We start from the raw sequence: 12,132 nt of genomic DNA on the forward strand, positions 1-12,132 counted from the left end.
CAGTCCCCCTCGCGTCTCGGATGACGGTGCGAGCCTACATTGAGCGCGCTCAGTCCTCCCGACAGTCCTGCGCAGACGCGGGAACGGGGTCGGTCACGTCGTCCGTTGAGGAGCACAGGGGCAGGAGGTCGTCGTTGGCCGGGGAGGCGTCGATCAGGTCGGCCAGCGCCGCCTCGGCGTCCTCGAGGCCGCCGTCGGTGACGATGCCTTCGTCGAGGTCGGCGCGGACGGCCTCGACCGCGTCCTCGGCCGAGCGGTCGGACTCGACCTCCAGCCAGGCGGCCTGGACGCCGGCGACCTCGGTCGGCAGTCCCCGGAAGACGGCGATGTTGCCCTGGTCGGAGACGCCGATGAAGTACTGGCCGCGGATCCACCACAGTCCGCCGGCGGCGACCAGGGCCAGGACGAGGAGCACGGCCAGGAGGGTGCGCCAGACGCGGCCGGAGCGGCGCCCGCCCGGGCGGCCGGTCTCGCCGGATTCCGCCTCCGGTACCTCCTCGTCCTCCTCCTCGTCGGTGCTCTCGCGCTTGATCGTCGGCAGCATCGCGGTGTCGGCGTCGGCCAGGCGGGCGTCGGCGGCCGCACCGCCGACGATGGTGGCCTGCTCGCCGGGGTCGCCGTCGACCACTTCGGCGATCAGCACGGTCACGTTGTCGGGCGCGCCCGCCTCCAGCGCCTGGGTCATCAGCGACTCGACCGCCTCGGCCGGGCCGGCGGCGCTCTGGAGGGTCAGGGCGATGTCGGCGTCGGAGACCGGACCGGTCAGCCCGTCCGAGCACAGCAGCACGCGGTCCCCGGCGACGCCCTTGATCGTCTGGAACGCCGGCTCCACCTCGGAGGCGCCCAGGGCGCGCAGCAGCAGCGAGCGCTGCGGGTGCCGCTCGGCCTCCTCGGCGGTGATGCGGCCCTCGTCGACCAGCATCTGCACGTAGGTGTCGTCGACGGTGATCTGCTCGAAGCCGCCGTCGCGCATCCGGTAGGCGCGCGAGTCGCCGATGTGGACCATGTTGAACCACTCGCCGTCGAACCACAGCGCGGTCAGGGTGGTCCCCATGCCCTCCTTGTCGGGGTCGTCGGCGACCATGCGCCGGATCGCCCGGTTGGCCTCGGAGACGGCGTCGGCCAGTTCGTCGGCCACCGACTCCTCCGGCGGCGGCTCGTCGAGCCTGGCGACCGTGTTGATCACGATCGCCGAGGCCAGGTCGCCGGCGGCCATGCCGCCCATGCCGTCGGCCACGGCGAGGAAATGCGGGCCGGCGTAGACCGAGTCCTGGTTGCCTTGCCTCACCACGCCTCGGTCCGACACGGCCGCGTATCGCAGGTGCAAACTCATGTAATCAACCGCCGTAGCGTGGCACTAGGCCCGCAGCTCGAATGATGAACGCCCGATCCGGATCGGGACCCCCAGGGGCACCGGGGTCGGTCTGGAGACTCTAGCGCGTCCCAGGTAGGTGCCGTTCGTCGAACCCAGGTCCTCGACCACCCACTGCCCCTCGGCGGGGACCACGCGGGCGTGCCGGTTGGAGGCGAAGTCGTCGCGGATGACGATCGTGGAGTCCGGGGCCCGGCCGATCGAGATCGGCTGCCCGGTGAGCACGAACTGCCGCCCGGCCAGCTCTCCGGAGGTCACCACCAGCCACTTGGCGGCCTGCGCGGGCCGCTGCCCGCCGCCGGGAGCGGTGGGCGGGGCCTGAGACGGGCCGCCCGGGCCGCCGGCGGGGGCCGGGCGTCGCTGCGCCATCAGGTCCCTGGTGACGGTCCGGGCCGCCGCGAACACGAACAGCCACAGCAGCACCAGAAAACCGAAGCGGGCGACGGTCTGGACTATCTCAGGCATGCTGCGCTCCCAGCGGACAAAAGATCGGTCCCGAACACGGTAGCCCACGGCGACACGACCGGCCCGGTGAGCTGCGCCCGGTCAGCCCGCCTGCAGGGTCAGGGAGGTCGTCCCGATCTGGATGACGTCGCCCGGCTGCATGCTCACGGTGGTGATCCGCTGGCCGTTGACCAGGGTCCCGTTGGTCGAGCCCAGGTCGGTCACCGACACCTGCCGGCCGTCGAAGTCGACCTGCACGTGGCGGCGCGAGATGCCCACGTCGGGCAGGCGGATCTGGGCCTGCTCGCCGCGGCCGATCACCGTGGCGCCGTGGGCGACGGTGAACTGGCGGCCGTCGGCGGCGACCAGGACCGGACCGGCCGGGGCCGGCTGCTGGGACGGGCCGTAGCCGCCGCCCCCGGAGACCGGCTGCGACTGGTCCGCGCCCTCGTTCAGGGCCGCGACCTCGGCGGTCACCCGGAACATGCCGGTGTCCAGGCCCTCGCCGCGCTCGATCTCGACGATGACGTCGCCGTAGACGGTCCAGCCGTTCTCGCCGATGAACTCCGCCTGGGACTGGGCCAGCTCCTGGGCCAGCGCCGCGGCGTAGGGGGCGAGGCGGTCGTGGTCGGGCGGCGAGAGGTCGATGACGTAGCGGTTGGGCACCAGCACTCGGCCCCCGGCGAGCACGGCCTTGTGGGTCTCCGCCTCGCGCTGCATGGCGCTGGCGATCTCGACCGGGTGCACAACGCCCTTGAACATCTTGTTGAAGGTGCCCTCGAACAGGCCCTCCAGTTGTTTTTCCAAGCGTTGCAGAACGCTCACCGGTTATCCTCCTCGCTCGACGCCCTCCAGGCGGTGACGCTGTCACTGAAACTCCATGCGTCGAAGTCGATGGTATCGGCTGACTTCCTGCAACGGCGAGCGGTTGAGGCGCTGTCGTTGTGCGAGTTGTCCTCATATCGTCTGTTCGGGTGAGGAGCGGTTAAACCGGGGGGTCTGAAATGCAAGGATGCAGGCCAGGCCCGGTTTGCGGGCGCCCTGTGGGGCGCGTATGGTGACGCGGGTGACAGATCGCGACTTTGGTTCATTCATCAGCGACGTGCGCAAGCGCGCGCACGTCTCGATCCGCCAGCTCTCCGATCAGGCCGGGGTGTCCAACCCGTACCTGCGGCGCGAGCGCGGCGTGCGCCGGCCCAGCGCGGCGGTGCTGCGGCAGGTGGCCGCGGCGCTGCGGATGACCACCCCGCTGATGTACCTCCGCGCCGGGATCGGCAACGACGAAGGCTCGGCCACGCCGCTGGCGATCGCCACCGACCACGAGCTGACCGCCAAGCAGAAGCAGACGCTGACCGAGATCTACGACTCCTTCGTCCGCGAGAACGAGCGCAGCGACTCCAGCATCGCGTCGTTGTCCTCCGGCAGTCCGAACGTGACTCGGACACCGTCGTCCCCGTAGGGGCGCACCATGATCCCCCGCTCCTCGCAATGCGCGGCGAAGTCCGCCGCCGCCGCGCCGATGGGCAGCCAGAGGCAGTTCGCCTGCGAGTCGGGGATGCCGGGCACCACCTCGCGCGCCGCCGGGACGACCCGCTCCCGCTCGGCCACCACCGCCTCGACCCGGCGGCGCATCTCGGCCTCGGCGTCGAGGGCTTTGAGCGCGGCGGCCTGCGCGAGGTTGTTGACCGCGAAGGGGATCACGCATTTGCGCACCGTCGCGGCCACCTCGGGCGAGGCGATCATGTACCCGGCCCGCAGCCCGGCCAGACCCCAGGCCTTCGAGAACGTCCTGAACACCACCGCGTTGGGCCGGTCGCCGTAGCGCTCGACCGCGTCGGGCACGGCCGGGTCGGTGACGAACTCCCGGTAGGCCTCGTCGATGACCACCAGGACCGACTCGTCGACCGCGTCGAACAGCTCGTCGAGTTCCGCGGCGGTGACGACCGGGCCGGTCGGGTTGTTGGGGCTGCACACGATCACCGCGCGGGTGTCGGGACCGACGGCCTTGGCCATGGCTGAGACGTCGTGGCGGTGGTCGGGCGTGTTGGGGACCTGGACGCTGCGCATCCCCGCGACCGTCGCTGCGATCGGATAGGCCTCGAAGGAGCGCCAAGAGTAGACGACCTCGGTACCGGGATCGGCGATCGCCTGCATCAGGTGGCCGATGAGGGCGACCGAGCCGGTGCCGGCGGTGATGCGGTCGGCCGCGAGGCCGAGCCGCTCGGCCAGGGCCTCGCGGAGCCGCGTCACGGCCAGGTCGGGGTAGCGGTGGACCTGGTCCGCGGCCGCGGTGATGGCGTCGACCACCCCCGGCAGCGGCCCGTAGGGGACCTCGTTGCTGGAGAGCTTGACCGCCTCGGGCCGCGCCTTGCCGGGCACGTAGGTCGGGATGGATTCCAGATCCGGTCGGAGCGGCTTGCTCATGAGATCGACTCCTCTGAACGGGGCACCTCGATGACGGCGGTGCCGGGTGACTTGTCGTGCAGGCACTGGCGGAACGGCCGGTCTCGGGTGCACCATATCCCGTCCAGGATCCACAGGATCGCTCCGAACGGGAAACAGATCAGCGGCAGCGCGGCGTAGGCCCATCGAAGCAGCAGCCGGCCCCAGCCGAGGTTCACCGGCGCCAGGGAAACGACCTTGATGCCCATCAGCCGCTTGCCGAGGGTCTGGCCGGTGTTGAGGGTCGAGGGCACCTCGTAGGCGAACCACAGGCCCATCGCGATGAGGATGACGATCCACCAGTTGCCGGAGGCGGCGTCGGGCAACTGGAGTTCGGCCGCGTCGGGGTCCCGGGCGGCCTCGGCGAGGGTCGGCCGGATCGACTGGAAGAACTCCCAGATGAAGTAGCCGTTCACCACGGCGTTGAGCCCCAAGAGGGCCACGAAGTCGACCAAACGCGCGACGAATCGGGCGCCGGCGTGTGCGAGGACGCGGCCGGCGAGGATGCGGCGGACGTCCCGATTGGAGATCCAGCCGACGGTGATGCCGAGGCTACGGATCGGGACCGTGTCGGGAGGCTGCACCGCCCCGGGCGTGCGCTGGATGATCTTCGGCGGCCCCTCCTCACCGAAGCCCTGCCCCAGGATCGGACGGGTCTCGGCCGAAGCCGATCCGGACGGCTCGGGCGGCGGCTCCTCGACCGGTTCGGGGGTCTCGGGCGGCTCGGCGTCGACGGGAACGGACTTGCCGATCCAGGTCGAGCCGTCCCAATAGCGCTGCACGGCTGGGTCCGCGGGGTCTGGATACCAGCCCGGTTCGATCTTGGTCATCGACGACCATTCTTGCAGCCGCCGTTCGGCGTTCCCAGTGAGCTGCGTCGAGCCGTGGTCGGGCGCGGGTCCGGGCGTTGATACGGCCCAGCCGGAGTGAAACCTCGACTGGGCCGCTCGTTAACTGCTGCCACATCCAACCGAGTTACCAAGCGTGAAGTAACTATTCGCGGTATCCGGCTCCTAGGCGCTGGACCCGCTGTGCCTCCCGACGGCTCGTGTCGCACGTGGGTACTCGGCGGCTGTGCACGCATCCCTCCGGTCTGCGGAGACCATGTCCCCGGGTAGTCCCTCGGGATCCGTAACTCTTTTCTACCCGCATACTCACTGGTAGTAAAGGGCTACCGCGAAAAATTCCGATCCGGGTTCACCGCCGGCGCGCTCCGACGGCCTCCACCAGTGACGACGCCTCGATGGCCCGAAACGGCGCAGCGGGCCGGAGTTTGCACTACGTTGCGGGGCATGAGCACTTCGGCACCGCCACCGCAGCCTCCTCCCCCGCCGCCGCCCGGCGCGGGGCCGCCGGGCCCGCAGTCCCGCAACGGACTGGGCACGGCCGGACTGGTGTGCGGGATCGTCGCGGTGGCGCTGTCGCTCGTCCCCGTGCTCAACGTCTTCACCTGGCCGCTGGGGGTCCTGGCGATCGTCTTCGGGGCGATCGGCTGGAGCCGTGCCAACCGGGGTCAGGCGACCAACCGGACCATCGCGATCACCGGTCTCGTGCTCGGCGTCGTCTCGTTCTTCACCTTCTGCCTGGTCTACGTCCTCATCGGCGCCGGCAGCGAGGTCTACTCGAGCGCGCCGCCGTTCTAGACCTCGAGCCAGGAGCCGCGCCGCAGCACCGACACCAGGTTCAGGTCGTCGTCGAGCACGACGGCGTCGGCCCGCCTGCCGGGCTCGAGCGCGCCGACCTCCTGCAGGCCCAGCAGCTCGGCGGGCGTGGTCGCGGCCATCCGGGCCGCGCCCGTCATCGACTGTCCGGCCGGGCCGACGGTGTTTCGGACCGCGTCGAGCAGGGTGATCGTCGAACCGGCGATGACGTCGGTGCCGGCCAGCGTCGCGGCCCCGTCGCGGACCTCGACCCGGCGGCCGCCGAGCGTGTACTCGCCGTCGTCCAGGCCGGCGGCGTCCATCGCGTCCGACACGAGCATCGTCCAGCCCGCCAGCGACACGTCGAAGGCGAACCGCATCGTGCCGGGGTGCAGGTGGACGGGGTCGGCGATGATCTCCGAGAAGATCCGCTCGTCCGCCAGCAGCGCCGGAACCGGCCCCGGATCGCGGTGCCGGAAGCCGCGCATGGCGTTGAACAGGTGGGTGGCCGCCTGCGCACCGGCGTCGATGCCGGCGTCGGTCTCCTCGTAACTGGCGTCGGTGTGGCCGATCGAGGCGACCACGCCGCGCGAGTCGAGGAACTCGATCGCCTCGAGCGCGCCCGGCAGCTCGGGCGCGATCGTCACCATCTTCACCGCCCCGTCGCCGGCCTCGATGAGCTCGGTCAACTCGCCGATGTCCGGGTCGCGCAGCACCGAGGCGGCGTGGGCGCCGCACTTGGCCGCGGAGATGTAGGGGCCCTCGAAGTGCAGGCCCGCCAGCGTGCCGTCGGCGACCAGCGGCGCCAGGGCGCGGGTGGCGCCGAGGAGGAACTCGTGCGTGCCCGACACCATCGAGGCGGCCACGGTGGTGGTGCCGCGGGAGGCGTGGAAGGACGCGGCCGCTCGGGCCGCGGCCGGATCGCCGGCCGCCAGCGAATGCCCGCCGCCGCCGTGGCAGTGGATGTCGACGAAGCCCGGCAGGACCCAGCCGACCGGGTCCCCCTCGCGCTCCTCGATCCCCGCAATGCGCTCGCCTTCGATGACCAAAGCCCCGTTCACGACCCCGTCGGGGGTGACGACCCGGCCCACGTCCGGCAGCATGACGCCCTCCACTGGCACTCCTTCGAATCGATCCGGCGTGCGGCAGCTCACGCCGGTGCGGCAGAATACGGTGAGCGAGCGGGCCCGGAATGGGCACCGCACGCGCACCGAAGACCTGGTTTCGAACACTATCTTGCAAGCAGCGGCGGCCCGCCGCGATACCGACCCGAGGAAGACGATGGACCGCTACGCCCGGTGGAACACCCTCCTGGAGATCCTCGCCGAGACCGGACGGATCACCGTGGAGGACGCGGCGACCCGGCTCGGGGTCTCGCAGGCGACGATCCGACGCGACTTCGACCAGCTCTCGCGGCAGCAGATGATCACCCGCACCCGCGGCGGCGCCGTCGCCGGCGGCATCTCCTACGACCTGCCGCTGCGGTACAAGACGGCCCGCCACGTCGAGGAGAAGCACCGCATCGGGACGGCCGCGGCCGGGCTGGTCAGCCCCGGCCAGGTCATCGCCCTCAACGGCGGTACCACCATCACCGAAGTGGCCCGGGCCCTGGCCACCCGCACCGATCTGGTGGCCACGCCCGGCTCGACCGGGCTGACGATAGTCACCAACGCGCTCAACATCGCCAACGAGCTGATCGTGCGGCCCCACCTCAAGGTCGTGGTGGTCGGCGGCGTGGTCCGGCCCCAGTCCTACGAGCTGATCGGACCGCTGGCGGCGCCGATCCTGCGCGAGATCACCCTCGACATCGCCTTCCTGGGCGTCGACGCGGTCGACATCAAGCTGGGCGCGACCAGCCACCACGAGGGCGAGGCGGCGATCAACGCGCTCATGGCCGCCCGGGCGCGGAAGGTCGTGGTGATCGCCGACGGCTCGAAGATCGGCGGCCACGCCTTCGCCCGGATCTGCGCCACCGACCGCATCCACACCCTCGTGACCGACGGCAACGCCTCTCAGGAGCAGTTGCGCGCCTTCGAAGAGGCGGGCATCCGCGTCATTGTGGTCTAGTCGCGTCCTCCGGCCGGACCGGGGCCGGGCTCTGCGGCTCGAACGGAACGATGTCCGAATCCGTCTCGTCCTCGCCGGGCGGCTTCGGACGGCCCAGCCGGTCGAGGCCGAAGGTGACGATCAGCCCGACCACCAGCAGGCCGGCGGACGCCGTCTGCACCCAGTCGGCGTAGAGGATCTGGTCGTCGCCCGGAGCGTGGAGGGTGTGCTCCCACAGCAGCAGGATCGACCACAGCAGCACCGTCGCCAGCACGGCGCCCAGCACGCCGCCGCGGCGGCCCCACAGGCTCGTCCCGGCCAGCAGCACCGCGATGAACGCGAACGCCTGGAGACCGATCGCCGACTGGACCTCGGCGCCGCCGCCGTAGACGCCGAAGTTCAGCGTCGCGGCCAGCTCCCCGGACCGCAGGCCGAAGACGGCCATCATGAAGCCGGCGCCCGCGGCCAGCAGCATCGACAGGACGATCCCGCCCAGGAACACGAACACCGAGGCGGCGGAGCGCTCGCCGGAGCCGTCGACCATGCGGCCCACCTGGCTGAGGCGGTCCCGGACCTGCGCCGACAGGCCGATGAGCCCGCCGCCGATCGCCAGCACCGCGGCCCCGAGGAAGAGCCACAGGCCCCCGGGCGAGTCCCAGGTGTCGACCGCGCCGAGCTCGAGACCGGACGCGTAGCGGGTCAGCAGCGGCTGGCCCGCGAAGATCACGATCGACATCGCCAGGCCCGCGAACCAGGCCGGCGCGCGCAGCACCAGCACCAGCAGCCCGAACAGCAGGCCGGCCACGGTCGCTCCGGCGGCCGCCCAGGCCAGGTTCAGCCACTGGTTCTCCGCCAGCGGCGGCGCGAACGACACCATGAACAGCGCCGCCGGCACGGCCAGGTTGATCGCGCCCAGGCGCAGCGACAGGCCCAGCGCGAGGACGGCCAGCAGGATCGGCGCCAGCGCCAGGGCGTGCAGGTCGACCGCGTCGAGCAGCGCGCCGGTGTCTCCGCCGAAGATCTGGTCGCGCTCCCGGTAGACCACGAACAGGGCCGTCAGGACCAGCAGCGCCAGGACGGCCTCCCAGAGCAGTTGGAAGACCAGGCGGTCGCGCTGCGGGCCCGGCCCGGAGGGCCCGCCCGGCGCGGCCTCGCCGCGGTCGGCGGCGAACGGCACGGTCGGGGACGACTCGGGCTGGTACTGCGGCTGGGCGCCGACGTCGACGCCGTTGCCGACGGTCGGCATCGGGGCGGGCGACGTGCTCAGATTCTGGGTCTGATCGATCGCGTCGCCCCCGTTGCCGCCTTCGCGTTCTGGGGGTACATATGTCATCGGAGCGTCTCCTGTAACGAGGGGAGATTCAGAGTGGGTTCCGCTTCTCAGCGGCCGAAACGTCCACGGCCGTCATCGTATCGGGGACCCCCGTGCGCCTCGTAGCCGTATTCGCCGCCGAGGCGGGGGTCGCGCAGGTCGTCGAAGGCGCCGGAGGCGCCGAACGGGTCGCCGGCGCGCGGCATGCTCCCGGTGGCCGACCAGGGGTCGCCGCCGCTGCCGACCGCGGCGAAGTCCGCGTCGTAGTCGTCGTAGCCGCCCTCGCGCTGCGGTGGCAGCGGCGGCTCGTCCTCGCGGAGGTCGCCGACCTCGCCGGCCCGGCCGGTGGAGGCCAGTTCGTCCTCGTCGGGGGTGTTCATGGACTCGACCAGGCGGGTGACCAGGAATCCGGCGATGATCGCGCCGAGAGCGATCCAGCTCGGGTCGAAGCTCCAGCCGCGCGCCTCGGACAGCCACATGAGCCCCAGCAGCAGCAGCGCCGCGAACGCGGTGCCGCAGACGCCGCCGCGGCGGCCCAGGAGGCTGGTGCCGCCGACCAGGGCCGCACCGAGGGCCATGACCGACAGCAGGATCGGATCCGGCAGGGCGGGCGCGCCTTCGGCGGGCACGGACGTCCAGGCCGTCAGCACCCCGGCCGCGCCGGCCAGGCAGCACGACAGCAGCAGGCCGATGAAGACCACGCCGCCGCGTCCGTGCCGGTCGCCGGCGGGGGTGTCGCGGATGGGCGCGAGCCGTTCGCGCAGCCCGGCGAAGGAGCCGACCAGGCCCATGAAGAGCGAGAGCCCGACGGCGCCGGCCAGGGCGGCGAGCGCGCCGGTCGTCGGCAGCTCGGCGAGCATGAACGCGCTCGGCTCACCGGCGGTGCCCGACCACAGGCCGAGTGCGCCGCCGACGGCGCCGCCGGCGGCCCATCCGGGCACGCGCAGCCACGCGCAGAGGGTCGCGAGCGCGAATCCGGCGAATCCGGCCGCGGCCATGCCCATGGCGAGCGCGACCGCGGTGCCGGAGCCGGAGGCGTCGACGAAGATCCAGGCCGACAGCAGCGCGATCGGTCCGACCGCGAGGTTGACCGCGCCGACGCGCAGCGATACGGCCACGGCCGAGGCCAGCAGCACCAGCGGCGCGAGCGCGGCCACGAAGCCGCCCCAGGAGCCTTCGGCGAACGGGCCGGCGGCCGACTGCGTCAGCGCGAACAGGACGCCGCCGCCCAGCAGCAGCAGTCCTATCTCCCAGACCACGTGGACGGCCATGCGGTCGGCCGGCGGCTCGGAGAGGACGTCCATCGACGAGGTCGAATCGCGGTCGTCGTCGCGGCGTAGGGTGTCAAATTTCATAAGCGCACCTCATAACGCGCAAGTTATTGGGGATTTTTCCGGGTGGGGGGCGACCGGGGGGTCGTGCGGCTATTCGGGTCTGGGCCGGTCCTCGTCCTCGTCGTCCTCTGTGGGTGGAATCCGGCAGGAGTGCTCGAGCCAGAGGGCGGAGGCGGTCAGCGCGGCGCAGGAGACGGTGCCGAGGACGCCCCCCGGCAGGTCTTCTCCGGCGGCGGCCAACCGGTCGCTCTGGATCGCCAGCCAGATCGTGAAGCCCAGGTAGGCGCCGAAGAAGACGGCGCCGGCGATGGCGGCGGCCTTCGCCAGGACGGCGTACCGGGCGATCTGGAGCGCGTGCTCCGGGCCGTGGACGGTGCCGGCCCGCGGGTTGGGCTCGGACCGGTCGGGGGCCGCTGCCGGGGAGCGACGCCGATTCGGGTTCAGCGTTCTTCGGGTGTTCCAGGCCATCCAGGCGAGCAGGACCGCCAGCGCCAGGATGGCCACGGAGTTGTACCAGGCGAGTTCAGGTGCTCGCTGATAGTAGCGGGCGACGAGGAGCAGAGTCAGCGCTCCGCCGGCGAGCGCGCTCACCGCGAGCGTCGACGGGGCGGTCGGCCGCAGGGTCGGCTGAGGACCGTGCTTGTCGTCACTCATGATGTTCTGACCATAGCGGGTGGAGTCGCCGCAATGCGCGCGCGTCCTCGGCCAGGGCCTCCTCGCGCAGCAGCTCGCGCACCGGGCCGTGCCCGGGCAACTCGGCGTCGCGGTCGACGGCCAGCCACGGGACCAGGACGAAGGCGCGCAGGTGGGCGCGCGGATGGGGCAGTTCGAGGCGGGGATCGGTCCGGTGGACCGGGCGGCCGTCGTCGTCCCAGGCGGCGATGAGGTCGACGTCGAGGGTGCGGGGGCCGAAGGGCCGGTCGGGGTCGCGGACGCGCCCGGCGTCGTTCTCCAGGTCCAGGGCGGTTTCGAGCCAGGCGTCGGCGCTCCGGCCGGGCGCGGTGGCGACGGCGGTGAGGTTGTAGTAGGTCGGCTGGTCGTCGTCGCCGCCCCACGGCGGGGTCTCGTAGAGGTCTGAGACGGTATCGGGAGCGAGGGCGTCCACGGCGTCGGCGAGGTGGGCCTCGCGGTCGCCGAGGTTGGAGCCGAGGCTCAGCACGACGCGGCTCATTCGCGGCCCCGTTCGATCGTGACCGCCACATCGGTGAAGTGCTGCGGGATCGGCGCCTGCGGCTTGTGGACCGTGACGCGGGCGCGTTCGACGCGCTCGTGGGCGAGGCAGGCGGCGGCGAGGCGTTCGGCGAGGGTCTCGATCAGGTTGCACGGTTCGCCGGCGACGATGTCGGCCAGGGTGTCGGCGAGGACTCCGTAGTCGACGGTGTGCTCGAGGTCGTCGGTGGCGGCCGCGCGGCCGGTCGGGGTGGCGAGGGCGACGTCGACGATGAAGTCCTGCCCGGCTTCGCGCTCGTGGCCGAATACGCCGTGGCGTCCGTGCACCTTCAGCCCGGTCAAGGTGATGACGTCGGTATCCACGGCCCCGAG

General features: G+C 71.9%; 14 protein-coding genes. 3 read left to right on the top strand and 11 right to left on the bottom strand.

Annotation, left to right across the window (positions count from 1 at the left end; translation table 11 throughout):
- Positions 1 to 49: 49 nt before the first annotated feature.
- From CUT39_RS17545 to CUT39_RS17555, 3 genes are all read right to left on the bottom strand, one after another.
- Positions 50 to 1,333: a PP2C family protein-serine/threonine phosphatase gene (locus tag CUT39_RS17545; RefSeq protein WP_100448745.1), complete on the bottom strand. Its 1,284-nt coding sequence runs from the start codon at positions 1,331 to 1,333 to the stop codon at positions 50 to 52.
- 24 nt (positions 1,334 to 1,357) lie between these two features.
- Positions 1,358 to 1,837 (bottom strand): FHA domain-containing protein FhaB/FipA, encoded by a 480-nt coding sequence (locus tag CUT39_RS17550; protein ID WP_100448746.1) that lies wholly within the window; start codon positions 1,835 to 1,837, stop codon positions 1,358 to 1,360.
- Between the two features lie 81 nt (positions 1,838 to 1,918).
- Positions 1,919 to 2,641, bottom strand: coding sequence for an FhaA domain-containing protein (locus CUT39_RS17555; RefSeq protein ID WP_100448747.1), 723 nt, complete (start codon positions 2,639 to 2,641; stop codon positions 1,919 to 1,921).
- Positions 2,642 to 2,882: 241 nt separating this feature from the next.
- On the opposite strand from CUT39_RS17555, the gene CUT39_RS17560 reads away from it, so the two are divergent.
- Positions 2,883 to 3,275 (top strand): helix-turn-helix domain-containing protein, encoded by a 393-nt coding sequence (locus CUT39_RS17560; protein ID WP_232805809.1) that lies wholly within the window; start codon positions 2,883 to 2,885, stop codon positions 3,273 to 3,275.
- On the opposite strand, the gene hisC is transcribed toward CUT39_RS17560, so the two are convergent.
- Entirely contained in the window at positions 3,176 to 4,240 is a 1,065-nt protein-coding gene (gene hisC / locus CUT39_RS17565) for a histidinol-phosphate transaminase (RefSeq protein ID WP_100448749.1), read from the bottom strand. The genes CUT39_RS17560 and hisC overlap by 100 nt on opposite strands.
- The gene (locus CUT39_RS17570) at positions 4,237 to 5,088 is read right to left on the bottom strand and encodes an RDD family protein (protein WP_100448750.1); all 852 of its coding nucleotides are present in this window, start codon (positions 5,086 to 5,088) and stop codon (positions 4,237 to 4,239) included. The genes hisC and CUT39_RS17570 overlap by 4 nt, the downstream gene beginning before the upstream one ends.
- 462 nt (positions 5,089 to 5,550) lie before the next feature.
- Here CUT39_RS17570 and CUT39_RS17575 point away from each other — a divergent pair, with 462 nt between their 5' ends.
- Positions 5,551 to 5,901, top strand: coding sequence for a DUF4190 domain-containing protein (locus CUT39_RS17575; protein WP_157930788.1), 351 nt, complete (start codon positions 5,551 to 5,553; stop codon positions 5,899 to 5,901).
- On the opposite strand, the gene nagA is transcribed toward CUT39_RS17575, so the two are convergent.
- Entirely contained in the window at positions 5,898 to 7,001 is a 1,104-nt protein-coding gene (nagA, locus tag CUT39_RS17580) for an N-acetylglucosamine-6-phosphate deacetylase (protein WP_100448953.1), read from the bottom strand. The genes CUT39_RS17575 and nagA overlap by 4 nt on opposite strands.
- A 178-nt stretch (positions 7,002 to 7,179) precedes the next feature.
- On the opposite strand from nagA, the gene CUT39_RS17585 reads away from it, so the two are divergent.
- Positions 7,180 to 7,965, top strand: coding sequence for a DeoR/GlpR family DNA-binding transcription regulator (locus CUT39_RS17585; protein ID WP_100448752.1), 786 nt, complete (start codon positions 7,180 to 7,182; stop codon positions 7,963 to 7,965).
- Here CUT39_RS17585 and CUT39_RS17590 read toward each other — a convergent pair.
- From CUT39_RS17590 to folB, 5 genes are all read right to left on the bottom strand, one after another.
- A complete protein-coding gene (locus tag CUT39_RS17590; RefSeq protein WP_157930789.1) occupies positions 7,952 to 9,277 on the bottom strand; it encodes a hypothetical protein in 1,326 nt (441 codons plus the stop codon). The two genes, CUT39_RS17585 and CUT39_RS17590, sit on opposite strands and share 14 nt — an antisense overlap.
- A gap of 47 nt (positions 9,278 to 9,324) precedes the next feature.
- Entirely contained in the window at positions 9,325 to 10,611 is a 1,287-nt protein-coding gene (locus CUT39_RS17595; protein WP_100448754.1) for an ABC transporter permease, read from the bottom strand.
- Between the two features lie 69 nt (positions 10,612 to 10,680).
- Positions 10,681 to 11,244, bottom strand: a complete 564-nt coding sequence (locus CUT39_RS17600; RefSeq protein WP_198587251.1) for a DUF3180 domain-containing protein — start codon at positions 11,242 to 11,244, stop codon at positions 10,681 to 10,683.
- Complete coding sequence (gene folK, locus CUT39_RS17605) at positions 11,237 to 11,761, bottom strand: 2-amino-4-hydroxy-6-hydroxymethyldihydropteridine diphosphokinase (protein WP_100448755.1); 525 nt, start codon at positions 11,759 to 11,761, stop codon at positions 11,237 to 11,239. The genes CUT39_RS17600 and folK overlap by 8 nt, the downstream gene beginning before the upstream one ends.
- Positions 11,758 to 12,123 carry a dihydroneopterin aldolase gene (folB, locus tag CUT39_RS17610; RefSeq protein ID WP_100448756.1) on the bottom strand — a complete coding sequence of 122 codons (366 nt, stop codon included), beginning with the start codon at positions 12,121 to 12,123 and terminating at the stop codon, positions 11,758 to 11,760. Before folB ends, folK begins: the two co-directional genes overlap by 4 nt.
- Between the last annotated feature and the right edge of the window lie 9 nt (positions 12,124 to 12,132).

The sequence above is a fragment of the Glycomyces xiaoerkulensis genome (assembly GCF_002798405.1).
GTDB lineage: Bacteria > Actinomycetota > Actinomycetes > Mycobacteriales > Micromonosporaceae > Glycomyces > Glycomyces xiaoerkulensis.

Bases quoted from the DNA above. Each gene is read 5' to 3' on its own strand.
- CUT39_RS17545 (WP_100448745.1), bottom strand. From the start codon at position 1,333: ATGAGTTTGCACCTGCGATACGCGGCCGTGTCGGACCGAGGCGTGGTG.
- CUT39_RS17550 (WP_100448746.1), bottom strand. From the start codon at position 1,837: ATGCCTGAGATAGTCCAGACCGTCGCCCGCTTCGGTTTTCTGGTGCTG.
- hisC (WP_100448749.1), bottom strand. From the start codon at position 4,240: ATGAGCAAGCCGCTCCGACCGGATCTGGAATCCATCCCGACCTACGTG.
- CUT39_RS17570 (WP_100448750.1), bottom strand. From the start codon at position 5,088: ATGACCAAGATCGAACCGGGCTGGTATCCAGACCCCGCGGACCCAGCC.
- CUT39_RS17575 (WP_157930788.1), top strand. From the start codon at position 5,551: ATGAGCACTTCGGCACCGCCACCGCAGCCTCCTCCCCCGCCGCCGCCC.
- nagA (WP_100448953.1), bottom strand. From the start codon at position 7,001: ATGCTGCCGGACGTGGGCCGGGTCGTCACCCCCGACGGGGTCGTGAAC.
- CUT39_RS17585 (WP_100448752.1), top strand. From the start codon at position 7,180: ATGGACCGCTACGCCCGGTGGAACACCCTCCTGGAGATCCTCGCCGAG.
- CUT39_RS17590 (WP_157930789.1), bottom strand. From the start codon at position 9,277: ATGACATATGTACCCCCAGAACGCGAAGGCGGCAACGGGGGCGACGCG.
- CUT39_RS17595 (WP_100448754.1), bottom strand. From the start codon at position 10,611: ATGAAATTTGACACCCTACGCCGCGACGACGACCGCGATTCGACCTCG.
- CUT39_RS17600 (WP_198587251.1), bottom strand. From the start codon at position 11,244: ATGAGTGACGACAAGCACGGTCCTCAGCCGACCCTGCGGCCGACCGCC.
- folK (WP_100448755.1), bottom strand. From the start codon at position 11,761: ATGAGCCGCGTCGTGCTGAGCCTCGGCTCCAACCTCGGCGACCGCGAG.